Source organism: Methanobrevibacter acididurans (genome assembly GCF_046197875.1).
Classification (GTDB): Archaea; Methanobacteriota; Methanobacteria; order Methanobacteriales; family Methanobacteriaceae; genus Methanobrevibacter_A; species Methanobrevibacter_A acididurans.
In genome coordinates this window covers 515,657-541,153 of record NZ_CP166991.1, presented here as the reverse complement: position 1 = coordinate 541,153, position 25,497 = coordinate 515,657, and the positions used below count along the sequence as shown (strand labels likewise).

Annotated in this window: 25 protein-coding genes and 1 tRNA gene; 6 read left to right on the top strand and 20 right to left on the bottom strand. The window is 27.8% G+C overall.

Translation table 11 applies throughout. The features are described 5' to 3' along the window. Positions 1-53 precede the first annotated feature (53 nt). Positions 54-1,544 carry a sodium-dependent transporter gene (locus ACA135_RS02755; RefSeq protein WP_409198779.1) on the top strand — a complete coding sequence of 497 codons (1,491 nt, stop codon included), beginning with the start codon at positions 54-56 and terminating at the stop codon, positions 1,542-1,544. Positions 1,545-1,581: 37 nt separating this feature from the next. Here ACA135_RS02755 and ACA135_RS02750 read toward each other — a convergent pair whose 3' ends face one another. Beyond that, positions 1,582-3,246 carry a glutamate--tRNA ligase gene (locus ACA135_RS02750; protein WP_409198778.1) on the bottom strand — a complete coding sequence of 555 codons (1,665 nt, stop codon included), beginning with the start codon at positions 3,244-3,246 and terminating at the stop codon, positions 1,582-1,584. A gap of 155 nt (positions 3,247-3,401) precedes the next feature. On the opposite strand from ACA135_RS02750, the gene ACA135_RS02745 reads away from it, so the two are divergent. The 5 genes from ACA135_RS02745 to ACA135_RS02725 all read left to right on the top strand — a co-directional run bounded on the left by ACA135_RS02745 (position 3,402) and on the right by ACA135_RS02725 (position 10,741). Further along, positions 3,402-4,226 (top strand): class I SAM-dependent methyltransferase, encoded by an 825-nt coding sequence (locus ACA135_RS02745; RefSeq protein WP_409198777.1) that lies wholly within the window; start codon positions 3,402-3,404, stop codon positions 4,224-4,226. 26 nt (positions 4,227-4,252) lie between these two features. Beyond that, positions 4,253-5,101, top strand: a complete 849-nt coding sequence (locus tag ACA135_RS02740) for a class I SAM-dependent methyltransferase (protein WP_409198776.1) — start codon at positions 4,253-4,255, stop codon at positions 5,099-5,101. 28 nt (positions 5,102-5,129) lie between these two features. Next, positions 5,130-5,951, top strand: coding sequence for a class I SAM-dependent methyltransferase (locus ACA135_RS02735; RefSeq protein ID WP_409198775.1), 822 nt, complete (start codon positions 5,130-5,132; stop codon positions 5,949-5,951). Between the two features lie 152 nt (positions 5,952-6,103). Continuing rightward, positions 6,104-8,494, top strand: a complete 2,391-nt coding sequence (locus ACA135_RS02730; RefSeq protein WP_409198774.1) for a hypothetical protein — start codon at positions 6,104-6,106, stop codon at positions 8,492-8,494. Positions 8,495-8,644: 150 nt separating this feature from the next. Continuing rightward, positions 8,645-10,741, top strand: a complete 2,097-nt coding sequence (locus tag ACA135_RS02725) for a pseudomurein-binding repeat-containing protein (RefSeq protein ID WP_409198773.1) — start codon at positions 8,645-8,647, stop codon at positions 10,739-10,741. A gap of 108 nt (positions 10,742-10,849) precedes the next feature. Here ACA135_RS02725 and ACA135_RS02720 read toward each other — a convergent pair whose 3' ends face one another. From ACA135_RS02720 to ACA135_RS02630, 19 genes are all read right to left on the bottom strand, one after another. Beyond that, positions 10,850-11,638 carry a HEAT repeat domain-containing protein gene (locus ACA135_RS02720; RefSeq protein ID WP_409198772.1) on the bottom strand — a complete coding sequence of 263 codons (789 nt, stop codon included), beginning with the start codon at positions 11,636-11,638 and terminating at the stop codon, positions 10,850-10,852. Positions 11,639-11,707: 69 nt separating this feature from the next. Then, a complete protein-coding gene (gene idsA / locus ACA135_RS02715; RefSeq protein WP_409198771.1) occupies positions 11,708-12,703 on the bottom strand; it encodes a short chain isoprenyl diphosphate synthase IdsA in 996 nt (331 codons plus the stop codon). A gap of 156 nt (positions 12,704-12,859) precedes the next feature. Next, complete coding sequence (locus tag ACA135_RS02710) at positions 12,860-14,206, bottom strand: RNase J family beta-CASP ribonuclease (RefSeq protein ID WP_409198770.1); 1,347 nt, start codon at positions 14,204-14,206, stop codon at positions 12,860-12,862. Positions 14,207-14,209: 3 nt separating this feature from the next. After that, complete coding sequence (gene fni / locus ACA135_RS02705) at positions 14,210-15,262, bottom strand: type 2 isopentenyl-diphosphate Delta-isomerase (protein ID WP_409198769.1); 1,053 nt, start codon at positions 15,260-15,262, stop codon at positions 14,210-14,212. A 265-nt stretch (positions 15,263-15,527) separates the two neighbouring features. Then, the gene (locus tag ACA135_RS02700; RefSeq protein WP_409198768.1) at positions 15,528-16,361 is read right to left on the bottom strand and encodes an isopentenyl phosphate kinase; all 834 of its coding nucleotides are present in this window, start codon (positions 16,359-16,361) and stop codon (positions 15,528-15,530) included. 46 nt (positions 16,362-16,407) lie between these two features. Then, positions 16,408-17,370 carry a mevalonate kinase gene (gene mvk / locus ACA135_RS02695; RefSeq protein ID WP_409198767.1) on the bottom strand — a complete coding sequence of 321 codons (963 nt, stop codon included), beginning with the start codon at positions 17,368-17,370 and terminating at the stop codon, positions 16,408-16,410. Positions 17,371-17,439: 69 nt separating this feature from the next. Further along, entirely contained in the window at positions 17,440-18,291 is an 852-nt protein-coding gene (amrB, locus tag ACA135_RS02690) for an AmmeMemoRadiSam system protein B (protein ID WP_409198766.1), read from the bottom strand. Positions 18,292-18,437: 146 nt separating this feature from the next. After that, positions 18,438-19,034 carry a 30S ribosomal protein S2 gene (rpsB, locus tag ACA135_RS02685; RefSeq protein WP_409198765.1) on the bottom strand — a complete coding sequence of 199 codons (597 nt, stop codon included), beginning with the start codon at positions 19,032-19,034 and terminating at the stop codon, positions 18,438-18,440. A gap of 75 nt (positions 19,035-19,109) precedes the next feature. Then, on the bottom strand, positions 19,110-20,360 hold the full coding sequence (gene eno / locus ACA135_RS02680; RefSeq protein WP_409198764.1) for a phosphopyruvate hydratase: 1,251 nt from the start codon (positions 20,358-20,360) through the stop codon (positions 19,110-19,112). 378 nt (positions 20,361-20,738) lie between these two features. Next, positions 20,739-20,948 (bottom strand): DNA-directed RNA polymerase subunit K, encoded by a 210-nt coding sequence (locus ACA135_RS02675; RefSeq protein ID WP_409198763.1) that lies wholly within the window; start codon positions 20,946-20,948, stop codon positions 20,739-20,741. Positions 20,949-21,043: 95 nt separating this feature from the next. Then, a complete protein-coding gene (locus tag ACA135_RS02670) occupies positions 21,044-21,214 on the bottom strand; it encodes a DNA-directed RNA polymerase subunit N (RefSeq protein WP_409198762.1) in 171 nt (56 codons plus the stop codon). Positions 21,215-21,324: 110 nt separating this feature from the next. Continuing rightward, positions 21,325-21,729 carry a 30S ribosomal protein S9 gene (locus ACA135_RS02665; protein WP_409198761.1) on the bottom strand — a complete coding sequence of 135 codons (405 nt, stop codon included), beginning with the start codon at positions 21,727-21,729 and terminating at the stop codon, positions 21,325-21,327. Between the two features lie 57 nt (positions 21,730-21,786). Beyond that, on the bottom strand, positions 21,787-22,209 hold the full coding sequence (locus tag ACA135_RS02660) for a 50S ribosomal protein L13 (protein WP_409198760.1): 423 nt from the start codon (positions 22,207-22,209) through the stop codon (positions 21,787-21,789). Between the two features lie 66 nt (positions 22,210-22,275). Continuing rightward, positions 22,276-22,641 carry a 50S ribosomal protein L18e gene (locus tag ACA135_RS02655; RefSeq protein WP_409198759.1) on the bottom strand — a complete coding sequence of 122 codons (366 nt, stop codon included), beginning with the start codon at positions 22,639-22,641 and terminating at the stop codon, positions 22,276-22,278. Positions 22,642-22,643: 2 nt separating this feature from the next. Beyond that, positions 22,644-23,486, bottom strand: a complete 843-nt coding sequence (locus ACA135_RS02650; RefSeq protein WP_409198758.1) for a DNA-directed RNA polymerase subunit D — start codon at positions 23,484-23,486, stop codon at positions 22,644-22,646. A gap of 13 nt (positions 23,487-23,499) precedes the next feature. Then, the gene (locus ACA135_RS02645) at positions 23,500-23,892 is read right to left on the bottom strand and encodes a 30S ribosomal protein S11 (protein WP_409198757.1); all 393 of its coding nucleotides are present in this window, start codon (positions 23,890-23,892) and stop codon (positions 23,500-23,502) included. A 20-nt stretch (positions 23,893-23,912) separates the two neighbouring features. Then, entirely contained in the window at positions 23,913-24,452 is a 540-nt protein-coding gene (locus tag ACA135_RS02640) for a 30S ribosomal protein S4 (protein WP_409198756.1), read from the bottom strand. Positions 24,453-24,558: 106 nt separating this feature from the next. Next, positions 24,559-25,020, bottom strand: a complete 462-nt coding sequence (locus ACA135_RS02635; RefSeq protein WP_409198755.1) for a 30S ribosomal protein S13 — start codon at positions 25,018-25,020, stop codon at positions 24,559-24,561. Positions 25,021-25,250: 230 nt separating this feature from the next. Continuing rightward, positions 25,251-25,335: transfer RNA gene (locus ACA135_RS02630), tRNA-Ser, on the bottom strand. Positions 25,336-25,497: the final 162 nt, after the last annotated feature.

Sequence of the window (25,497 nt, the reverse complement as noted above, 5' to 3'; positions counted from 1 at the left end):
TTAAGTATTAACAATAAACTATACAAACAAGGATTCTAAACTAAGTGAAATTAATGAATAAAACAAAACACAAAGAAAATCAATGGGGAAGCAAATTATCATTCTTATTAGCAATGATTGGTTCTGCTGTAGGTTTAGGGAATATTTGGAGATATCCTTATGTTTTATATAGTAGTGGTGGTGGAGCTTTTTATATACCTTACTTAATTGCTATTTTAGTAATGGGGATTCCATTTTTATTATTAGAATATGGTGCGGGTTATAAATTTAAATCTTCAATAACTAAAACAATTTATAATATTAAACCAAAATTAGAGTATATTGGTTGGTTAATTCCTGTAATTGTTTTCTTAATACTCATATATTATAGTAGCATAGTCGGATTAAATGGGATATATTTCGTTTTAAGTTTATTTAAAGGATGGGGTGCAAATCCAAATGATTTTTACTCTTCAACCTTATTACAATCTACTAGTTCTTTATCTGGATTAACTTACATAGTGCCTGTTTTAGCAATATCAATTTTAATAGTTTGGGGATTAATGTGGTTTATAGCTCATCGGGATGTAGAAAAAGGTTTAGGAAAAGCATCTTCTATTTTAGTTCCTTTACTATTTATTATGATGGTTATTGTAGTAATATTTTCACTCACTCTTCCAGGAGCTGTAATTGGTTTAAAAACATTATTCAATCCTAACTGGTCTTTATTACTAAATATAAATATTTGGTTAGCTGCATTTGGACAAGTATTATTCTCATTAAGTCTTGGAATGTCAATAGCATTAACATTCGCTAGTTATTTGCCCGATAATTCAGGTTTAAGTGATAATGTATTATGGGTGGTTTTAGCTAACTGTGGATTTGAAAATTTTGCTGCTTTAGGAGTGTTTTCAATACTTGGATATATGTCTTTAAATAGTGGAACACCTATTAATCAATTGATAACACAAGGAACTGGATTAATATTTATAGCTTATCCAACTGTGTTTAATATTCTTGGAAATTGGGCATATATACTTGGACCCCTATTCTTTTTATGTACATTTTTTGCAGGTATAACAAGTACTTTAGCATTAATTGAACCTGCATCTTTATCTATTCAAAATAAATTCAAAATAAGTCGTGAAAAAGCTGCTAGTATTTTATGTATTATAGGTTGTATATGTGCATTAATATTCTCAACAGGAATGGGATCTTATATTTTAGACATAACTGATAGTTTCTTAAATAACTTCGCTTTATTATTTGGTATATTACTTGAATGTTTAATATTTGGTTGGATATATGGTGTAGATAAATTGATTCCAATATTTAATGAAAAAAGTAAATTCCAAATTGGGAATTGGTGGGAAAAAATTATAAAATATTTTTTACCATTTGTAATAATATTTATTTGGATAGGTGGAATTGGTGAAATTTTAACCTATGGAAATTTTATAAGTATTGGAATAAAATTAATTTTAAGTGGAATAATTATTATTCTTCCTATGATATTAACCGTAATGCCAATAAAGAATAAAAACTTTAAAATAAGTGAAAAATAAAAAAATAGTAAATTAAAAAAACTTTTTATTTAAACCATTATTTATGGGCGTAATAAAAAGTAATTTCATTATCATTTTTTGAATCTAATTTTACAAAACCAAATCTTTCAAATTGTAAGATTGTCCCTACTTTTAATTCTTTTATATCTGATTCTGCTAACCCTGTAACAGTACTAGCATCAGGCATTACAATTTTTACTTTAACATTATCTTTTAATGGAACCCATTGAATAATACTTGCATGATGTTCTCTTGCATCTTCAAAGGATGAACTATGATAACTTGCATTTTCATCTTTTAAATCTAAATTAACTGCATCCATTAAACGTACAAGACCATCTTTAAAATCTTTTTTAGGAATGTATGCTTCACCATCGAATAATAGTTCACGTTCCCCTCTTTCAAGATAATCTGGGTGTAATGGACGTTTAATAATCATATTATCTTTTAAAGGTATAGATACTTTCATTGGATCTGGTACAAAGAAATATCTATTAACTTTGTCCTCGATTATATGGCGATTTAATCCATAAATTTTCTTCCAACTAACAGATGAATCATTCATTTTAATTCCAATTTCTTTCATTAATTCAATAATAGCTTCGGGTTGAATTCCACGTCTAGCTAAAGCACGAAGAGTACCAAGTCTAGGATCATCCCATCCCCAGTATTCTCCAGATTCAATACCTGCTTTAGCTTTACTAGTGGATAATGCAATATCAGTCATTTTTAAACGACCATAATGAATAAATTCAGGTACTTCCCATCCCATATGATTGTATAAGTACTTTTGTTTTTCACTATTTGCAAGGTGATCTTTACCTCTTAATACATGAGTCATTCCCATTAAATGATCATCTACTGCTACAGAAAAATTCATCATAGGATAAATTTTATATTTATTTCCAAGTTTAGGGTGTTCTTGATTAACTATTCTCATTGCAACCCAATCTCTTATTGCAGGATTTTTATGTTTAATATCTGTTTTAACACGTAGGACAGCTTGACCTTCTTCCATTTCAGGGAATTCTTTCCAGAGTTTAAGATTTTCTTCTATTGTATTATCTCTATGGGGACATGGTTTGCAATTATCTTTTAATTCCTTAAAATCTTTACTATCACAAGTACACATATATGCTTTACCTTTTTCAATTAATTCTTCAGCATATTTGTAGTAAATTTCAAATCTATCAGATTGATAGTAAATTTCATCAGGTTTAACACCTAACCATTCAAGATCTTCTTGAATCATTTGATATGCTGGTTCAAAAACTCTTTTTGGATCAGTATCTTCAATACGTAATATTAATTTACCATTATATTTTTTAACAAATTCACTATTAGGAATTGCTGCACGTGCATGCCCAATATGTAATGGTCCACTTGGATTAGGTGCAAAACGCATAACAACATTTTTATGAGAGCCAGGTAATTCACCTAAACCCTTAACTTTTTTACTATGTTTTTTGGTTTCAACATGTACATCATACTTTTCCATTTCACTTTTTTGCTCTTCTTTAGATAAAGCATTTACTTTAGCAACAATTTTACCACTTAAAGGACCTATTTCACTAGCACGACTACGAAGTTCTGCTTCTTTACTCATTATAGAACCCATTACAGCTTTTGGATTTGCGCTTCCTTTATGTTTTATAGCATTCAACAATGCATGTTTATAAATTATTTCCTCTAGTTTATCCATAAATATCAACAAAATAAAAATTTTTTCAAAAATTAATAAAAATAAGATTATATAAAAAATTAGTCTTTAATTAATTTCATTAAATATACATATGTTAATAACATTATAAATATATTACAATAATAATTCATTTTAAAAAAATGTGATGATTTTTTATGAAAAAAGATGATTGTATTAAAACTCCTGAAGATATTGATTGGATATATTTTTGGAGTGAAAAATTAAAACAAAAAATTGATCGTAATAAAGATTGGGATAAAGCTGCACCCCATTTTGGTAAATCTGCAAAACGAGATGATTATCATACTCGTTTTATCCAAGAATTGGATTTGAATAAGGAGGACAGTGTTCTTGATTTAGGTTGTGGTGAAGGAAGTATTACATTACCTATTGCAAAAAAAGTTAAAACTGTAACAGGAATAGATTCTTCTAAAAAAATGCTTGAAATATTAAATGATAAATGCGAAAAAATGAATATTAATAATGTTAAAACAATTGAAATGGATTTGAATAATTTAAATGTTGAAAAATTAGGCAAATTTGATATTGTTATTGCTTCTAGATGTTTAAACAGTATCGTTGATATTGGAAATGTTTTAGATAATATTGATAAAATTGCTAATAAAAGGGTTTATGTTACCTTATTTGGACCAAATAATTGGAAGTTAGAAAAGGATTTTTATGAAAAAATTGGAAAACCTTTTAATGATTTTCCTTCACATGATTATTTTTTTAATATTCTTATAAGTAAAAATATTTACCCTAATGTTTTAAACTTAAATATTGGAAAATCTAGAGAGTATTCTAGTATTGAGGAAGCCTGTGAATCGGGTAAATGGAGAAGAGAATTATTAACTGACAAAGAATTAAAAATATTTTATGAATATATTAATAAAATTATGGTTAAAAATCCAAAAACAGGCCAATATTTTAATCCAAATGATAAAGCAGATTGGGTGTTGATTTGGTGGGAAAAATAAAAATAATTAATTAAGAGGAAATTATAATGTTATTTAAAATTAAAATAGAGGATATTAATGATATAGATTGGAATTATTTTTGGAAAGAAGGATTAAAAGAAAAAGGCAATTTAGGTGTTAATAAAAATTGGGATAAAGCTGCAGAGCCATATGAAAAATTAAATGCTAAAGATGATTATACAGATAAATTAATTAATAATTTAATTTTAGATAAATCTGATTCATTATTAGATATTGGTGCTGGTGAAGGCTCTGTAAGTATTCCCTTAAGCGAAAAAGTTAAAAATATTACCGCAGTAGACTCTTCTAAAAAAATGATTGAATTATTTGACAAAAGAATCCGAGAAAAAAGCATTAATAATATTGAAACTATAGAAATGGATATTTCAGATATTAATTTAGATAGTATTGGTCATAAAGATATTGTTCTTGCTTCAAGAAGTATCAATTCATTTCCAGAAATGGAAGATTTATTAATTAATTTAAATGAAATAGCTAATAAATATGTGTTTATAACTTTTTTTGGACCTAATAATTGGAGAATGGAAAAGGAATTTTATAATTTTATTGATAAAAATTACACTGACCATCCATCATATGTTTTATTATTAAATTTATTAGAACAAATAGGAATTTATGCAAATGTTATAAATTTAGATGTGGGTCCAGTTAGAACATATGATGATATTGATGAAGCTATGGTTAATGGTAAATGGAAACTAGACAATTATAGCGATAAGGAAAAAGGTCAATTACATGAATTTTTAAGTAAAACATTACAAGTAGATAGTAAAACTAAAAAACTTTTTAATCCATTGGATAAACCCGATTGGGTGTTGATTTGGTGGAAAAAAGAAGATCAAATGGAAATATAAATATTTTGAAAAAAAGGGATTATTTAAAATGAAAAGTGAAGAAAATATTGAAGATATTGACTGGGATTATATTTGGAGAAAAGAACTTGGTGAAAAAAAGCGTGAAAAGAAAGATTGGAATGAAATAGCTGATAAGTTTGGTAAGTGGATTGAAAAGGATGATTACCCAATTAAATTACTTAATCATGTGAAAGTTTCACCTAGTGATAGTGTTATGGATTTAGGTTGTGGTGAAGGTACTATTACTATACCTTTAGCTAAAAAGTCTGGTCATCTTTTGGCGGTTGATAAATCAGATAAAATGTTAGATTTGATTCAGGCAAAAATGATTGATGAGGGTTTAAGTAATATTATTACTTTACGACAAGATATTTTAACTTTAAATAAAGATAATATTGGACAATATGATGTTATTGTGGCTTCTCGTTCTATTAACAGTGCTTATAATATGAAAGAAGTTTTGAGTAATTTAAATGATATTGCTCGAAAATATGTTTATATTAGTTTTTATGGACCTAATAACCGTAAAGAAGAAAATAAAGCTCTTGAAGCAATTGGTAAGAAAGTACCTAGAAAATTTGATGAATATATAATTATATTTAACTTGTTAAATAGTATGGGAATTCATCCTAATGTTATTAATCTTGAATGTGAAAGTGTTAAAGGTTATGATAGTATAAATGAAGCAATTGAACGTTTCAATTGGAGAATAGGTACAGTTTCTGATAAAGAGCGTGAAAAGTTAAATAATCATTTTAAAAAGAATTTAATACAAAACAGCGAAGGTAAATGGGAAAACCCAAATAATAAAGGAGATTGGGTTCTTATTTGGTGGAAAAAAGAGATATGATAATTTTAAATTTTACTATTTTTTACTATTTTTTTTATAAACAATTAAATTAATAAATAAAATCCAACAAAATTAATTATACTATTATAAAATTTAATTAAAAAATTTTTTCGAGGTGAATAAAAATTATTAAATTAAATAAAATAGTAATAGTGAGCATTTTTATATTAATTATTTGTAGTTTAGGTGTTGTTTCCGCTGCAGACACTAATAATATTGTTTCTGATGCAAATAATAATCTTTTAAGTAATGATAATGTTTCAAATTTAGAAACTATTAGTGTTGCTGATGAAAATCAAATAAGTTCTACAGAAAATGTAATTTCAGATTCTAATTCAGGATCTTTTTCTGATTTACAAAATCTTATTAATTCAAACAACAATTCTATAACTTTAGATAAAAATTATAAATATAATATTGCCACTGATTCCGCCTATATTAATGGAATCACCATTTCAAATGAGAATTATAAAATAAATGGTAATAATTTCACCATTGATGGATGTAATAGTGCTAGAATAATTAATTATGCTGGTACTGGAACATTAACATTAAACAATTTAAATTTAGTTAATGGAAAGACCACCCTAAATGGAGGTGCAGTATATGCATTGAATGGTGGAAACATTCAAATTAGTGGAAGTAATTTAATTAATAATAGTGCTAATAATGGAGGAGCGGTTTACACTACTGGAGATGTAAATATAATAACCAGTCAACTAATTAATAATACTGCTAACACAGGTAGTGGTATTTATGCTGGAACTGCAACCATTAATTATAATATAATTAAAGGAAACTCATTAACTAATAAAGTGATTTATGTAACAAATACTGATAAATCTAATGTTAATTTTAATTGGTGGGGTAAAAATTTACCCGAAATAAATACTTTAAGTAATGTAAACACTGATTTCTTCGTAATTGCAACAATGAACTCTTATGATAATGTGATGGTTAATACAACTACTCCTATTGTAGTTAATTTAAATTCTTATATTGATACTAAAACTAATAAAACATTTTATTTAGGCCTTGAATTACCTTCTGATTATGTTAAATTTAATACCGATAATGGGAATTATAGTGTTAAAGAAGGATATTTAAATAATGGTTCTTTAACTACAATTTTTTTAAGTAATGAAATTGGAATAATTAATATTACTGCAAAAATTGATGATCAAACTGTTTATTTCCTTTTAAATGTTACAGAAATTCCTAAAAATACTTTACTTTTCGGTGATGATTTTGAAGAATATTTTGGTGAAGGGAAAAATTTTACAGTAAAATTAACTGATATTTTAGGTAATCCAATTATTGGACAACATATAGGTTTAAACTTAACAAGATTAAGTGATAATGCAAGTAAAATTTATTGGGCTACAACTGACAATGACGGATATGCACAACTTCAAATAAACCTTGCACCTGGATTATATACTGCTGGAGCATATTATGACAATGATAAATCTGGTTATATTGGTAGTAATACTAATAATAGTATGAAAGTTCTTAAAGTTGGTTTAACTGCTGAAGATTTAAATATTAACTTTGGTGAAGCTGCAAATTATACTGTTACTCTTGCAACTCCAAATATAACTGTTATTGGCCAACATATTGCAATTAATCTTAGAGTTGCTAATAGTAATCTTAATAAAACTTACTGGTCAACTACAGATGTTAATGGAATTGCATTTTTACCTATTAATTTAGCTAGTGGAAATTATATAGCTACTGCAAGTTATGGTGGAAATAGTATAACTACTAATATTGTTGTAAGTAAAGGTTACAGTTTAAGTATTCTTAATTGGGGAACTGGTGGAGATATTACTAAAAATAGTGTATTATATAATTACATAACTAGTACTACTTCTCGTGGAGGTATTGTTGATGAAATAATTAATGCTGAAAAACAAGGAACAGTTCTTGTGAAATTCGGTAATGGAAATGGCCGTACAGTATTTATCAATGCCGGAATTCATGGAAATGAATTATCTTCACAAGCTGCAGCTTATCAAATAGCTGAATATTTATCTAATATGAAAGAAATCAATGGTACTATTTATATGATTTGTGATTTAATACCATATACTGCTCAATTAGGAGTACGTGAATATAATGGTGTAGATCCAAACAGACAAGCTACAATTTCAGGATCTGTTGCTAATAACTTAGTTAAATTAGCACTTAATTTAAATATTGATGCTTTTGCCGATATGCACACTACTAAACCAGGAGGATTACCTGGAAATAATGTCATTATGGGTGCTTACAGTCCTAATAATGAAAGTGCTGTAATGGCTGATTATATTTCAAAGATTTCTGGATATGATACTCAAATTGTAACTTATGCTGGAGAAGTTTATCCAACTGCATTACAAGATAATGTTAATATAGCAGGAATTCCAGCTATTACTGGTGAAGTTGTTGTATTACATAATACTATTACACGTAGTAGTACACAAATCTCTTATAATTTCCAAATTGGATTTTTAATGTATAATGGATTTAATGTAAGTTTAGATAGTAATCCAAACTTTTAAATTTTTTTTCTCCTTTTTTAATTTTTTTTTAATTTTAAAATTTTATTTAAAAGTAATATATCAAACTTTTTTAAAACTCCGAATTTTATATAGTTAATAGAATAAAAAAATTAATTAAGTGAATTTTTTAAAAAAAAATAGAGGTGTATAATGAAAAAAAATAGTTTAAAACTTATGATATCTTTTTTAATTTTTAGTTTTATCATTGTTAGTAGCTTATCTTGTATCTCTGCAAATGAAAATCTTTCAGATTTTCCAAAAGAAGATATGAGTAACAATGATAATATTGGAATAGTTGAAGATGTTAATACTACAATATTAGGAATTTCAGATAATAACAAAGATAGTATTCAATCTATTTCAAATGAAAAATACAATAATACTAATACAAATAATTTAGGAAATAATCAAGTTAATAATATTTTAAGTGATAATTCAAATGCAATTTTAACAGCAGACAATCTCACTAAATATTATGGTTATAATGACTCATTCATAACTAAATTAACTGATAATGATGGTAATGTATTAAATAATCAGAACATATCAATTAATTTAGCAAATAGTTATGGGAAAAATATTACATATACTTGTTTAACCAATGATAGTGGCGAAGCAAGTTTAAGTATTAACTTAGGGCCCGGACTTTATTATGTAACAAGTTCTTATCAAAATATTACTATTAATAATATTATTAAAGTTTTATCAGGTAATTATTTAAATGCAAATGATTTTTATGAAACTTATGGAGAAGGTTTGAATTTCACAGGTACTTTAAAAGATAGTGATGGAAACCCACTTATAGGTATGCATATTAGTCTTAATTTAACTAGACTTTCAGATAATCAGAGTAAAGTTTATTGGGCTACAACAGATATTTATGGAGAATATAGTTTACAGATTAACCTTTATCCTGGAGATTATACTACTGAAAGTTCATTTTATGGATTTAACAATACCAAATATAGTTACCCTGCAGCAGATAGTATAATTAATTCAATGATAGTTTATAGTCTTAATGAAACTACTAATGGTAATTATGTTAGCCTTAATAGCATATTAACTACAGCTTCATTTTTAAAAAATTATATTGTCGTTAATGGTACTTTACCTTCAACTATAAATTTAAATAATAAAAATTTTAGTATTGCACAATTTTTAGATTTAATGACAAAAGCAATAATTGAAATAAATAATGGATCTAAAGAGGATATTGAAATTACAAATGTTTCAAATGCGAAAAATTGTAATATTGAAAGTTTAACTGTAACTTTATCAAAAGATGATATTGTTTCTATGGCATCACGAATAGAAAGTTATATTATTAAAAATAATCGTGCAGCAAATTATGATTCTAGTAATGGTATTGGAAAAATTTCCTATGAAAATTATGTAAATATATTTGCTGAAACATTAAGTTATTATAATCAAAATAATGTTCTTCCTTCAAGTATTGCTGTGAATACAAATATTATGAAAAAAGGAGGAGTTACAGAGGTTATAAAAACAAGCTCTGGTTCATATACTTTAACTACTCTTCTTTGGGGAACTGGTGGGGATTTAACTAAAAATAGTGTTTTAATGAATAATATTGAATCTACTAGTTTAACTACTCAAGTATTAGATGCAAGTAAAAATGGTACTGTTTTACTTACTTTTGGAAATGGAAATGGAAAAACAGTGTTTATTAATGCAGGTGTTCATGGAAATGAATTATCATCTATTGCTGCTACTTTTAAACTTATTAATATTCTTGCTAATCTAGATCAAAGTAAAATTAATGGTACAATATATGTAGTTTGTGATTTATGTCCAGCTAGTGCAGCTACCAGTACTCGATATTTTAATGGTGTTAATTTAAATAGTGTAGCTAACGTAGATGGAACTGTAAGTAATAACCTTATTAAAATTGCTAAAAGTTTAGGTACTAATATTTTTGGAGATTTCCATTGCACTCAACCTGGAGGAAATCCTGGTGCAAATACTGTTTTTGGTACTTATAAACCAACTAGTGAAAGTGCAACTATAGCTTCTTATATTGCTAGTAAATGTAGTGTTTCTAAAATCATTTACAGTTATGCCGGTAGTGAATATGAAGGTGCTGTTGAAGATGTTTGTAATCTTAATAGTATTCCTGCAGTAACTTGTGAAGTTTTAACTTCTCATGGAACTATCGCAAGTGGAACTGTTAACAAGTCTTTTAATATGATGAATGCTTTATTGAATTATGCTGGAATCAATATTTAAAAATTAGTAATAAAAATTAATATTTAAAAAAAAGGAAAATTAAAATTTTTTAAACCTTCTATAAAAAATTTTATTCTTTTTATTTATCAAAAAATATTTGAATTATATTTAATGTAAACAACTTCTTGCAACTTCCCGTACTACGAAGTTTGTATCATCTTTAGATATTTTAAATAGTAAATCATGATTATTAATTTTTTTAACAGCAGCCGCTCGCACTTCAAAATTTTCATCATTTACTGCAATATCTTCCATTAATAAACGATTATTAGATTTTTCAACACAATCTTTTCGAATTTCCCAATTTATATCATTTTTAGCTAATTTATCGAAAATTTGTGAATTGGTAATCTTTTCTAAAGCAGCTTTTCTTATAACCCAATGTTCATCATTTAATGCTATTTTTTCTATAACTTTTTCATATGGAATTTTATCTAATGCTGCTTTTCTAACCTTGTAATTTTTGTCTAAAAAAGCAATGTTTTCAATTATAGTTGGATCTTCAATTTTTTCTAGTGCAGCTCGTCGTACCCACCAATGATCATCATTTAATGCTACATATTGAATTACTTTTTGGTCTTTTATTTTTTCTAGTGTACTTCTTCTTACATCTGGATTGTCATTGTATAAAACTATGTTTTTGAGTATTTTAGGATTATCAATTTTCTGTAATGCTTGTTGTCTTAAATCAATATTTTTATCATTTAATGCTATAGTTTCTAGAAAATCTTGATTTTCAATTTTTTTTAAGGCTTCGCTTCTAACTAACCAATTTTCATCAGTTAAGGCTATTTTTTGAAGGAGTTTTATATCATCTGTAGTTTTTATAGCATTTTGTCTTTCTGACCAATTTTCGCTATATACTCCTTTATGAAAAGTTTTGTCAATAATTCCCATAGATGAAAAAACCCCTTTTTATTTGTTATTTTAATATTATTATCTTTTAGTTTATAAATAAATTTTTTTTTAAGACTTTCTATTTAAAACAAAATCTGCAATTAAACTAAGTGAAGTTTTAGCTTCAGAATCAGGCAATATTTTTAGTATTTCCTTAGCTTTATTAACATTTAATTGAGCAACATCATGAGCATATTGAATAGTACCATATTTTTTAAAAATATTAATAGCTTCATCTACTTTATCTTGTGTTGAATTAGTATTTTTAAGAATTTCAATTAATCTTTCAGAATCATCATCATCTGCTTTATCTAAAGCTTTAACAACCATCAAAGTCATTTTACCCTCAGCAATATCACTACCAATAGGTTTACCTAAAGACTCTTCATCACTAACAACATCTAAATAATCATCCTGAATTTGGAAAGCAAGACCAATAAGTTTACCATAATCATACATAGCATTTATAACTTCTTCATCAGCTCCACCCATAATCGCACCAGATTTAGTGGCAGTAGCAATTAAAGCACCAGTCTTTTTAAAAATCATATCTAAATATGCATCTTCTTTAACTGTGAAATCCCCTTCAAAACTCATATCACTAGCTTGGCCCTCACAAATTTTAACACAAGAATCAGCTACTGTAGCTAAGGTCTTATTAATTTGTTCAAAATTAAGATTCTCACCTTTACTAGTTATAATCATTTCAAAAGCTTTACTAAATAAAGTATCTCCAGCTAAGATTGCTAATGGTTCTCCCCAAACTTTATGAACAGAAGGTTTACCTCTTCTCATATCATCTTTATCCATAATATCATCATGAATAAGTGAAAAAGTATGAATTAATTCAATAGCTGCAGCAGTTTGAACTGTAGAAGATTTGTTTCCACCAACAGCTTCACTAGTAATTAAAGTTAAAGAAGGACGTAACATTTTACCTCCAGCTTTAGTTAAATACTTTGAAGCATCACTTAACTCTTCAGGCACAATGATAGATAAATTTTCATCAATAGAATCTATAACCACTTGTGAATTTTCTTTTAAAATTGATACAACATCAACCATTATAATTTTCCTCCACCTAAATTTATAAAAAAATATCCCAAAAAAATTTTAAATAAAAACATTATGAAATGTAAAATAATTACTTAATATAGTTTTTAACAAAACTTATATAAAATTCATTCTAAAAGTTTTCTAAAAAAAAGGAGAATAAAAAAATTATTCTCCATTAAAAACTTGTGCTTGTGCATTACGTAAAATATGAACATCTTTACCTATACGATATCCTTCTTCCTCTGCAAGTTCACCATAAGCTGTTAACATAGATAGTTCTCCATGGGCAGGTATTATATGTTTAGGTTTTAGCATTCTTAAAAATTCACGATGATCTTCACGACCAGCATGTCCAGATACATGGGCATTTGAGTATATTCTTGCACCTTTAGTGATTAATCTTGTTTCTAAAATATGACGATTAGCTGCATTAGTTGGATTAGGAATAATAGGTGCAGAAATAATTACATTATCTCCTTTCTTTATATTATATGGAGTACGTCCACCAGCTATTCTAGGAAGTAAAGCATCAGGTTCACCTTGATGTCCTGTAGTAACTAATAAATATTTTTCAGGATGATCATCAGCTTTTGCAAGTGCTTTATTAACTGATTTTGGATGACCATAAATATTAGCATTCTTTGGTAAATGTAATAATCCCATTTTTTCTGCTAAACCACAATATCGTTCCATACTTCTACCTAAAAAGAGAATTTCACGATTTCCTTTAGCTGCAATATCTGCAATTGCTTGGATACGTTCAACATGTGATGAAAATGTTGTTATAATCATTCCTTTATCTTCTTCCATTGGACCTTTCATTAAATCTTCTAAAATCACTCTAGGAACTCTTTCAGAATAAGTTTTTACTTGGTCATAATTTTGAGCATTGGTTGTTTCAACTATTAAACATAAAACTCCTTTTCGACCTAATTCTTTTAAACGATTATAATCTGGAGGTGGACTTATTTTTTGATGATTATCAAATTTAAAATCTAAAGCATAGACAATAATTCCTTCAGATGTGTGTAATACTGCAATTACTGCTTGAGGTATACTGTGAGTTGATTGAACAAATTCTAAAGTAATATTTTTAGATAATTGTATCTTACTACCTGGATTTAATGATTTAATAGGATTATGAACTTTAAATTTTCGTTCACCCTTAATAGTATTTTCTATTAATGCTGTAGTAAACGGTGTTCCAATTAAAGGAGCATCATAACGATGCGCAAGTTTTGCTACTGCACCAATATGGTCTAAATGACCATGAGTAAAGATAATACCTTTTACTTTACCATCTACATCTTTCATTAATGTATCATCAGGAATTACTCCTCTTTCTATTAAATCTAAACTGTGCATTCTGTCTATATCTGTATCTTCATGTATGTTTATTCTATCTAAGTGAATACCCATATCAAAAATGATGACTTCATCATTTACTTTTACGGCAGTCATATTTTTTCCGACTTCTTCGTATCCACCTATTGCTATAACTTCTACTGTCATAAATTAGTTTCTCCTTGCATAAATTTTTGTGTTAAATCCCCGTTGTTCCAACCATTCTTTAGTTTCGCCTTTAATTATTAAAGAAGAATTTTTTAATTCATCTAAATTTTTAGCACCTACTAAAAACATGGCTATTTTCAAAGATTCATTAAATTGATTTATTAAATTAATTAAATTTTCAAGTCCATAATAAGCATTTTTAAGAGCAGGTAATGCCATTCCAACACTATCAGCACCTAAAGCAATAGCTTTAGCTGCATCTAAACCAGAACGAATACCTCCAGAAGATATTACTGGAACATTAACTGTATTTACAACTTCAAAAGTACTTACAGCTGTAGGTATACCCCAATCCCAGAATAACTCTCCAAGATACTTATCTTTTGCACGAAAAGTTTCAACAGCAGCCCAACTAGTACCACCGGCACCTTCCACATCGATGTAGTTCACTCCAGCATTTTCCAATAATGAAGCGTCTTCAGAGCTTAATCCACATCCAGTTTCTTTAACCATAACAGGCACATCTACGAGATCAGTGATTTTACTTATAGAATCTAAAAATCCTTCACTATTAAGATCTCCTTCAGGTTGTATAGATTCTTGTAAAGGATTTAAATGAACAGCTAATATATCTGCATCAAACATTTTAACAGCATCTTCAGCAAGATCTATTTGAGGAGCTCCAATATTTCCTAACAATAATGCATTAGGAGCATATTCTCGAGCAACAGTATAAGTTTCATTAAGTTCCGGATGTTCAATTGCTGCTCTTTGACTACCTAATCCTAAACCTATATTTTTTTCTTCTGCAGCTAATGCTAAAATCTTGTTTAATTTTTTAGCTTCTGGATGACCACCAGTAATTGCAGTGAAAAAAAGAGGAGAATCTAATTTTTTACCAAAAGCAGAAGTAGAAATATCAATCTCTTCTTTATTTATTTCAGGTAAAGCTTTATGTAACAATTCTATATCATTAAATCCAGTTGTTTTGTTCTTAAAACTAACATCTTCATTATTACAAATGTTTAGATGTTCTGATTTTCTATTAGATATCATAGATATTCTTCCTTAATTTTTATAATAAACTCATTATGGTTATAATGAAAATTTTTTTTTAATTAATAATTTTTTTCTTTTATATTAATTTCTATTTTTTCTATTATTCTACTTACTCTATTTTTATCAAATTTCCTCACTAAAATTTTTTTAATTAATTTTTTAATTGATTAAAATGATAATGATAAAAGTTAATTTACTAAAAGTATTATTTTTTCGATTTTTGTATTAAACTTTATTTTATATAATTTACTATTAAATTTTATTAATAGTTATATTCTTCTAATTTACTTGTTAATTTTGTACCTATTACTGGCTTTGATTGTAAAGCATTTGCTATAGTTTTTGGAGTATTAGCATTAATTATTTCACTATCAATTCCAAGATTAGCTAATTCTAATAATTCTTTAACTTTACCAACCATACCCCCAGTAACATCAATATTAGTTGTAGATTCTAATTCTTCTATTTGATTTAAATTAGTTAAAACTGATATTAATTTACTATCTTTATGATTTTTTGGGTTTTTTGTGTAAACTCCATTTACATCTGTACCAAGAATTATATTATCTGATTTAAGAATTTTAGCTATGTATTGTAAAATTTGATCTCCTGAAATTATGGCCATTTTTAATTCTTCATCTAACACAATATCCCCATATAAAACTGGAACATATCCTTCTTTAATATATTTTTTAATTAATCCTAAACGAAATTCATATATTCTTTTATCAACTGTTGTTACAAAAGATGAAGGAGGCATGCTAACTACTGGAATATTATGTTTTATTAAACTGTCACAAATTATTGAATTTAATTTTTTTACTTGATTTTGTATTTCTGCAAAACCTAAACGTTTGAATGGATAATCCTCAATTGGGAAGGATTCTCCTATTTTATATTTACTAGCTGGAGGATGACCAAATGATCCAGCACCATGAACTATAATTAAACCATCAGATAAATCAGAATTTAAGTCATCAGAATGTAATGATTCTTCAATTTCACTTGCAATACGCTCAAGATTTTCATAATCTACTTCTGGTTTTGCTAAGTCTTTTTTTGTTAATATACTTCCACCAATTTTTAATATAATCATGAGAACACGGCTTTATGTTTAATTATAATATATATAATTTATTTTATTAAATAGAATCTTTAGTTAAAACTCCATCTTTAGAGAATTTTATTTTTAAAGTATTATCATATCTATTGATAGCTTTCATAACTTTATCAGGATTATGAGGGCATAAAGCAATTATACTTCCTCCTCCACCTGAACCTGTAATTTTAGAACCTAAAGCACCATTTTTACGTGCTAAATAAATCATTCGAGATAATTCTGAAGTATTTACTCCTAAAGAATCCAATAATCCTTGATTTATATTCATTAATTCCCCTACTTTAGATATATCATTTTTTAAAATTGCTATACGAGCTTCATTGGCTATAAATCCCATGTCTTCAATTATAGGGTTAATTATGTTTGGATAAGCATCTTTAAGATTTTTAACATTTTTTACCATTTTTCCAGTATTACCGTATTTTGTGGTAAATCCTATAACAAAATTAGAGTTTATATGATTTGTGAAACTGATTGGTTTTTTCTCTCTAGAAAGATAAATTAAACCACCATAAGTACTCACAATAGTATCTAACGGACTAGCCATACCTTGAACATCTAATTCAACATTATAAGCGTCTTGAGCCAATGATTCTTTTGTAAATGGAATATCATGATAATCAAATAGGGCTGCTAATGTTGCAACAGTAACAGCTGCTGAAGATCCTAAACCTGAACCAATAGGTATATTTATTGATAATAATATTTCAATAGGAGTATGATCATGAAATTTACTTAAAGCATTTAAAATATATCGTATTATCCCAGGTTTCCCATGTTTAAGAGAGTAAGATTCTTTACGAGTATCTAATATTGCTTCAAAGTTTAAATCTTTAGATTTTAAAATTGTATTTTGATTTCTTGATCTTCTAATTTTGACTGTAGCTCTTTTATTTACAGCACCGGCAATAGCAGGTTCACTATATACAACTGAGTGTTCACCAAATAAAATTGTTTTTCCAGGTGCTGAAGCTACAGATTCCATTTTTAATCATCAAATTTTTATTTTTTTTATATATCAATATTTTACTTTATTTTAACATTTTTCCTTTATTTATTTAAATATTGCAGAGCCATAACCTACAACTGAGTTATAATCATGTGTAACATTACCACTAGTAGAATATTTTAATACTTTAGATATACCTTCTCCCTTAATTTTTGAATAATTTATAGCAACCATTGCAGGAGCATAACCACACATTGTAATATTATTAGACTTAACATCTGAAAGTAGTTTTAATGAATCCATATTTTTAATATCTTCAAGTATTAAATTATCTAAATTTTCGGCTATCTTTTGATTATTAAAATGACTTAAATCAGAACTAGCAATAACACGAATATCACGACCAGTAACATCTTGTGCTTTAATTATAGCATCCAAAATGTCATCCACAAATGCGGAATCCTGAACCCCCATACAAATAGGTACTATTTTAAAATCTTTAGAAAAATATTGTAAAAAAGGTAACTGGACTTCTATACTATGCTCTTGCATATGGGCCTCAAAATTAGAACTTGCGAACTTAGAATTATTAATTAATTCCTTAGAAAAAATTTCATCTACTGAAACATGTCCTAAAGGAGTAACCCATTCTCCTTCAGAAAAAACACTTAATGGATCTCCTAATCCTGTATGATTAGGGCATAAAATGACAAAAGTATCAGGAAAACCATCTAAAGCTAATTCAGCATAAGAATTACTTGCAACAGCACCTGAATACATATAACCTGCATGAGGAACTAATATGCCAGTTAACATGGAATCTTTATATTTAAATCTAGATAGAGTTGGGATTTCTCCAAAACCACTTGATGATTTAAATGCATCCTCAATACTATCTAATAAATATCTCACATTACTTTGATAAAAGCTTCCTGCAACTACAGGTTGTCTAATCATAATAAACATTACTCCGAAAAATAAATTATTTTTTAACCCTAATATTATAATAATATTTATTTTAATAACCTATAATATTTTTTACAAAAAAGGGATGGAAAAATAAAATAAAATATAGTATTATTTTTAATTTTTCTTTCTTTTATCTAGAATTTTAATTCAAAGTCTGCAGCTTCAATATCTAATTCATCTTCCGGACCAATTGTACCTCTTTCTCTTAATAATTGTCTAGCTAATAACCAGTATACAAGAGCAATAGCTTTTCTACCTTTATTGTTTACAGGTACAACAATATCCACATTAGTAAGTAAGTTTTCAGTATCACATAAACCTACAACAGGGATTCCATTTTGTTTAGATTCTAAAACAGCTTGTGCATCTGATCTTGGATCAGTTACAACAATAATTTTTGGTTCTATGAATTTATGATAAGTTGGATTAGTTAAAGTTCCAGGAATAAATCTACCAGGTATAGTTTTACAACCAGTGATTTCTCCGAATTTTTTTACTGGAGCTTGACCATATTGTCTTGTAGCTACTACAAGAATATCATCAGCATCATATTGTGCTAAGAATTTAGCAACCTGACAAATACGTTCATCAGTTTTACGTATATCTAAAACATATAAACCGTCTGATCTTACACGGAAAATATATCTTTCCATATCATGAGTTTTTTGTTGAGTTCCTATATGTAAACCTGCTGCTAAATAATTATCTAATGGTATTAAAAGTTCTGACATTTAATTCACCTTAATATTAATTTTTTTTTATTTTTGTAATTTATTTTGTTAATAATTTTTAATTTTGAAATATTTTTAAAATTTTAAATCAGCCATTTCTGGGTCTGGTAATTCTTCTTCAATACGAATAAGTTCGTTTAATTTTGCAATACGTTCTCCACTTATTGCTCCAGTTTTAATTAAAGGAGTTCCAAGTGCAACAGCTAAATGAGCAATAGTTTCATCAGTTGTTTCTCCAGATCTATGAGATACTACAGGAACATAATTGTTTTCTTTTGCTAATTGAACTGTTTTATAAGTTTCAGTTAAAGAACCGATTTGATTTGGTTTGATTATTAAACCATTAGCAGCGCCTTTTTCTATTCCTTCAGCTAAAATTTCTTTATTTGTAACAAATATATCATCACCACAGATAATACATTTATCTCCTACAGCTGAAGTTAATTCAGAAAAGCCATCAAAATCTTTTTCATCAAATGGATCTTCTATATAGAACATACCATAAGTATCTATGATATCTTTAACATATTCAACTTGTTCGCCACTATCTCTACTAATACCATCTTGAGCATAAACATATTTGTTTTCATCTTTATCCCAAAATTCAGAAGCAGCGAGATCTAAAGATGGTTTAATAGTTATTCCTAATTCATCTCCAACTTCTTCACATGCTTGAGATTGAATATCTAAAGCATTATCATTTGAAATGTTAGGTATCCATCCACCTTCATCACCTTTACCACCAGTAAAATTACTGTCTTTGGATTGGATTAATTCTTTAAGTCTTTTATGTATTGCAGAGTTAGCAAAAACAGCTTCAGATATATTAGATGCACCTACAGGTACAACTAAAAATTCTTGAATATCAGGAGCATTAGGTCCTGCATGTTCTCCACCATTCATCATGTTTCCTAATGGGTAAGGTAATTTATTAACCATATTTCCACCTAAGAAACGGTATAATGGTAAATTGTATGAATTTGCTGCTGCTTTTGCTGCAGCCATAGATACAGCAACAGTAGTGTTACCACCAATAGATGACATATTATCAGTACCATCTATTTCTTTTAAAACATAATCTATATCTGAAATGTCTTCAGCAGCCATACCTATAAGTTCAGATGATATAACATCTTCAACTTCACTAATAATTTGATCTACCCCACCTTGAGGGAAAGAAACAACTTCTCTAGAACCTGTACTAGCACCTGAAGGTGCAGCAGCTCGACCAAATCCATTCCATGTGAGAATATCTACTTCTACAGTTGGATTTCCTCTACTATCTAATATTTTTCTAACACGGACATCTTCTATAATACTATCCATAAAAAAACACCACATTAATTTTTTTTAAACATTTTTAATATATTTTTAAAAATTATTATCATGCACAAATTAATACCACATATTATTAATTTATTATGGATTATTAATTTAATTCCATGTTCCTCTTACCATAAAATCTACTTTGAGATTAACTAAAGAATCGTTAATCTTATAAAAAATTAGTAGTTCGATTCATAGATTGCTTATGATAATAATTTTTTTAATTAGTTAAATTTATTTTAAATTTTTATATATACTATTAGTATTGAGTTTAATACTAAATAAATCTTTACTCATAAATAAGTTATTATAATATGATTTATGATGAAATTTTTTTTTAAAAAATTTATAAAAAAACAAGATTAATAAGTTAAAATGTTATTCTCTAGGTTTAACATCTAAAGGTAAAACATTCTCTTTTAATTCAGCAAGAGCAATATCAATAGGATCATCATCTTCAGTAACTTTCACTAAAGGTTTAGCACCCATAGATAATTGTATAGCTCTAGAACCTAAAAGTCTAGCTTTTTCAAATCTTGTATATTTTTTTGCTGTTGATTTTTTTGTACTTGTTTTTTTAGCAGGCATATCTTAATTACTCCTTTTATTTAAAAAACATTCACAAATAAAAATATAATTTTTATTTAATTGTAAAAGAGTGAATAAAAATAATAAAAAGGTTTCTATTCCCAAGTTTCCACATGAGAAATGAGCATTCTTCTACAACAATATCTGTCAATACCCATATCATCTAGAATAGCTTTTGAATCTTCTCCATCAGCTAATCTACTTTGATATTCATCAAAGTATGCAGAAACGGGTTTTCCACAACTAATACATCGTATAGGTATCATCTTAAATCATCATTTCCTATTTTATTATTATAATTTTTAATTTTCATATATTTTTTTAAAGATCTTTTTAAAACATAAAAAAGTTAATTCATTAATTAAAAATAATGAATTTATCTGTAACTTTTTTGTTTACGAGCTCTTGCCCCAGGACCACCAAATTTCTTTGGTTCAGAACGTCTTGGATCACCAACTAACATTGTTCTGTCATATTGAGTGAATCTTTCTTTAAGATCTACATCATTAGTCCATTGAACTAAACCTTTAGCAATTACCATACGAGCAGCTTCTGCTTGACCCATTACTCCTCCACCTTGTACATGTACATTGATGTCAACAGTATTTATAAGGTCTTCACCAGCTAATTCTAATGGTTCATATAATTTTAAACGTGCTAATTCAGGATCGTAAAGTTCAACTGGAGATTTATTTACTCGTACTCTACCTTTACCTTCTTGAACGGTTCCTCTAGCAATAGCTGTTTTACGTTTACCGCTTGTGTGAACAACTTTTTTCATAGTTACACTCCGTTTATTTATTTTAATTTGTTTTAATTGTAATTTAATACTTTTTATCTAGAAATCTACACCTAAAAGTTCAGAGATTTCTCCTAATTTAATACCCTTTTTAACATGAGTATATTCAGCATCAGGAATAGTTTCAAGGTTTGCATCAGCATATTCTGCAGGAACACCAACAAAAGCTTTTAATCCTTTGTAAGCAACTCGACCTTTAGTTTTTTTAGTAGGTAACATTCCTTTAACAGTTCTTCTGAATATATCTTCTGGTCTTCTAGGATATTTAGGACCTAAATCACGAGGGTTAGATATACTTTTTCTATCTACTCGTTGTTTATATCTTGCATAAGCCCAATCTTTATTACCAGTTAACATAATTTTTTCAGCGTTAAGAACAACTATCTCTTCACCTTCAAGAAGTTTTTTACTAGTTACACTAGCAAGTCTTCCTAAAATATGTCCTTCTCCGTTAATAATCATAATAAACACCTATTATAATATTTTTCATATATTTATTTTTTTTAAATTAATAATTCCTAAATAAGCTTATTGCATAATCTTGACATTAGAACCTTTTGGGTTCTTTTCAACTAAATCTGCAATGGAAATACAATCTCCACCAGCTTTTTCAATTTCAGCTTTAGCAGTTTCAGAAAATTTTAATGCTGCGACAACAACTTTATGATCTAAATTTCCATTAGATAATACTTTTCCTGGAATAACAACTGTATCATTTTCAGAAGTATATCTATTAATGTTTGCAACATTTACTTCTGGTTGATTTCTTGTTGATTTTTCTAATTTAGCTGCCACTGATTTCCATATAGCTACATCTTCATCATAAGATTTTTTTCTTAAGTTATGAGCTAATGCAATAAGGTTAGGATTAGTTTTAATAACATTTCTAGCCATTATTAGCTTCCTCCTTTACTAAATGTAATAAACTCATCTGCTTTATTTGATAAAACATCACAAGCTTTTAATAAAACCTCTTTAGGAGGCATTGATCCATCTGTTTCAATTTTAAATATAAAATTATTTTCTTGATACCCTAGATTAATGTATTTTTTGGAAAATTCATTTCCATTTTCATCTTTGACTAGTTGCTTTTCGCAGGCTCTTTCACATGCTTTACATAATGTACATGATTCAATATCAGTAACTTCAATTTTTCCTTTCTTTTTATTAGCTTTAAGGATTTTCTTCGGACATGCTTCGACACAAGCATAATCGATATTTAAATCATCATTAAATGTAATTTCAGGATATTGTTTATAAGCACATACTGTAGTAGGTACCCATTTTGCATGATCTTTCCCAATACCTAATTGAGCGATAGCTTCTAATTCTACATTTTGACCTTCTTTTAATTTTAAAAGAGGTATGGTATCATATACAGGTTTAATTTTTGAGTCAGAAGAAACTAAATCTTTAGAGTAAATAACTCCTGGACCAGATTTATTTAATGTTAAAGATACACTGCATTTAGGACAATGATCTCCACAGTCACAATTATCTGGCATGACTAATCCGTCAACAGCATCTAAATCAGAAACTAATGGAGTTAAACCTAAACGATGAGCTAATACCTCATCAAACATAGCAGAATCGTTTTGAACCATATAAACATCTTCAATTGCCATTTTTGGTACTTCCATCATAGCGATTCTTCTTATTGCATTGACAAAAGGTACTTCCGCATCACGGATGATAAAAGTAATCTCATCATCAGTTTGATTTTTGACTTCAATCTCCATATTAAACCCCTTCTTAAACTCTTCTTCCTCTCTTTCCACCAGGACGTCCGGTACCATCGTGAGGTATAGGAGTTACATCTTCTATTTTTCCTATTTTAACTCCAGCTCTAGCAAAAGCACGAATTGTAGCTTGTGCACCAGGACCTGGACTTCTAGGACCATTTCCACCAGGAGCTCGGACTTTTATATGTAAACCCACAAATCCTTTTTCTTTAGCATCATCAGCAGCACGAGTAGCTGCTTCCATAGCTGCAAAAGGAGATGCTTCTTGTCTATCAGAACGTACAACTTTACCACCAGACCATTGAGTAATGGTTTCAGCACCAGTAATATCAGTTACAGTAATAATAGTGTTATTAAATGATGAGTAAATATTAGCTATTCCCCATTTTTCATTTTTTGCCATAATTTATCAACCCTTGAATATTATTCTGTTTGTTCTTCCACTTTGTTTTGAGTTTTATTATAATCTTCAATTTGTTTTGCAACAGGAGAGGATCTATAAAATCCTATAAGATCTTCTTCTCCTTTTTGAACTACATAACTTGGAGAATCAATCTTTTTATTATTCAATGTAATATGACCATGAACAATAAACATTCTTGCTTCTTTAGCAGTTCTAGCTAAACCTTTTTGATAAACCACAGTTTGTAATCTTCTTCTTAAAATATCTTCCACAGTTAAATTAAGAATATCTTCTAATTCCGCATTATCTGGTAATACGCCCTCTCGGATTAAATGTCCTAATAATTCTCTTTTTTGAACTTTTATTTCATCTTGAGCGAAACCTAATAAATATCTAGCATCCCGACTATAGTTTCTTACTAGAGTATCAGCTTTCCAAATTTCCTTTTTGTTTTTTAATCCATATTTGGACATAAGTTTGTTTTCTGATTTTATTCTATCAGCATTCCAAGGATGAGGTGGAGTATCATATTTCTTTCTTGCTTTTCTTGGACTTCCCATTATATTATCTCCTTAATAATATTTTAGTAAATATAATTGATTAATAAGAATTAAATAATTAAATTAATTAATCTTAAAATAGTCTTCTTGATAAAGTTACTTTAATCTATGGTAACTTTGCTGGTCTTGTTCTTTTTACACCAACAGAAGATCCATGTCTAAATGTAGCTTTAGTTCTTTGACCTCTAACTGGTAATCCAGCTTCATGTCTTCGACCTTTGTAACTTCTAGTTTTCTTCATTCTGTTTAAATCATCTCTTAAAGTCATGTCAAGATCTGATTCAATTAAATGAGTAGTTTTACCAGTAGCATAATCTCGTCTTCTGTTTAACATCCAATCTGGAATTTCAGATTCCATAGGATTTTCTAAAATATCTTCTATTTTTTTAACATCTTCATCAGGCATGTAACCTATTTTTTGATTAAGATCTAAACCTAAGATAAGACAAATGGAACGGGATAAAGATAATCCAACACCTTTAATATCAGTTAAAGCATATTCGGCAGTTTTATTACCGTCTACATCCTTTCTTGAAATACGCACTAAGTGCTTAAAATCGTCTTCCATAAAATTAACCTCCGCTTAGTAGAGCGAACTCGCGAGACGTAGCGAGTTCGAATGTTTCAATAAGAATTTTAAAAAATTCTTTTAAAACACAGTTTTTCAACAGTTTTTAAAACTTAACTAAAAAAAGTACATTAGTTAAGAGTGCAAAATTATATCAGATTTATAATAAGATTTATAATCCATAATAAAAAATAATTGATTAGATTATAAAAATAATAAATACTAATAAACGCCGAGACTGGGATTTGAACCCAGGAGGGGAAAATCCCCACGAGATTTCCAGTCTCGCGCCTTACCAGGCTAGACTATCTCGGCATGGTATAATAAATAGTATAAACCTATATACACAGGATTAATTACTAATAATAAATATTGTTAAAATTTATTTTTAGATAATAAAAAAAATAGTTTAATTAAAAAATATATTTATTTATGTAAAAATAAACATAATCGACTATCATAATTACCTGATAAAAA

Coding starts and splice junctions, on each gene's coding strand:
- ACA135_RS02755 (WP_409198779.1), top strand. CDS start 54: ATGAATAAAACAAAACACAAAGAAAATCAATGGGGAAGCAAATTATCA.
- ACA135_RS02750 (WP_409198778.1), bottom strand. CDS start 3,246: ATGGATAAACTAGAGGAAATAATTTATAAACATGCATTGTTGAATGCT.
- ACA135_RS02745 (WP_409198777.1), top strand. CDS start 3,402: ATGAAAAAAGATGATTGTATTAAAACTCCTGAAGATATTGATTGGATA.
- ACA135_RS02740 (WP_409198776.1), top strand. CDS start 4,253: ATGTTATTTAAAATTAAAATAGAGGATATTAATGATATAGATTGGAAT.
- ACA135_RS02735 (WP_409198775.1), top strand. CDS start 5,130: ATGAAAAGTGAAGAAAATATTGAAGATATTGACTGGGATTATATTTGG.
- ACA135_RS02725 (WP_409198773.1), top strand. CDS start 8,645: ATGAAAAAAAATAGTTTAAAACTTATGATATCTTTTTTAATTTTTAGT.
- ACA135_RS02720 (WP_409198772.1), bottom strand. CDS start 11,638: ATGGGAATTATTGACAAAACTTTTCATAAAGGAGTATATAGCGAAAAT.
- idsA (WP_409198771.1), bottom strand. CDS start 12,703: ATGGTTGATGTTGTATCAATTTTAAAAGAAAATTCACAAGTGGTTATA.
- ACA135_RS02710 (WP_409198770.1), bottom strand. CDS start 14,206: ATGACAGTAGAAGTTATAGCAATAGGTGGATACGAAGAAGTCGGAAAA.
- fni (WP_409198769.1), bottom strand. CDS start 15,262: ATGATATCTAATAGAAAATCAGAACATCTAAACATTTGTAATAATGAA.
- ACA135_RS02700 (WP_409198768.1), bottom strand. CDS start 16,361: ATGATTATATTAAAAATTGGTGGAAGTATATTAACAAAAAAAGACTTA.
- mvk (WP_409198767.1), bottom strand. CDS start 17,370: ATGGAATCTGTAGCTTCAGCACCTGGAAAAACAATTTTATTTGGTGAA.
- amrB (WP_409198766.1), bottom strand. CDS start 18,291: ATGATTAGACAACCTGTAGTTGCAGGAAGCTTTTATCAAAGTAATGTG.
- rpsB (WP_409198765.1), bottom strand. CDS start 19,034: ATGTCAGAACTTTTAATACCATTAGATAATTATTTAGCAGCAGGTTTA.
- eno (WP_409198764.1), bottom strand. CDS start 20,360: ATGGATAGTATTATAGAAGATGTCCGTGTTAGAAAAATATTAGATAGT.
- ACA135_RS02675 (WP_409198763.1), bottom strand. CDS start 20,948: ATGCCTGCTAAAAAAACAAGTACAAAAAAATCAACAGCAAAAAAATAT.
- ACA135_RS02670 (WP_409198762.1), bottom strand. CDS start 21,214: ATGATACCTATACGATGTATTAGTTGTGGAAAACCCGTTTCTGCATAC.
- ACA135_RS02665 (WP_409198761.1), bottom strand. CDS start 21,729: ATGAAAAAAGTTGTTCACACAAGCGGTAAACGTAAAACAGCTATTGCT.
- ACA135_RS02660 (WP_409198760.1), bottom strand. CDS start 22,209: ATGATTATTAACGGAGAAGGACATATTTTAGGAAGACTTGCTAGTGTA.
- ACA135_RS02655 (WP_409198759.1), bottom strand. CDS start 22,641: ATGGCTAGAAATGTTATTAAAACTAATCCTAACCTTATTGCATTAGCT.
- ACA135_RS02650 (WP_409198758.1), bottom strand. CDS start 23,486: ATGGAGATTGAAGTCAAAAATCAAACTGATGATGAGATTACTTTTATC.
- ACA135_RS02645 (WP_409198757.1), bottom strand. CDS start 23,892: ATGGCAAAAAATGAAAAATGGGGAATAGCTAATATTTACTCATCATTT.
- ACA135_RS02640 (WP_409198756.1), bottom strand. CDS start 24,452: ATGGGAAGTCCAAGAAAAGCAAGAAAGAAATATGATACTCCACCTCAT.
- ACA135_RS02635 (WP_409198755.1), bottom strand. CDS start 25,020: ATGGAAGACGATTTTAAGCACTTAGTGCGTATTTCAAGAAAGGATGTA.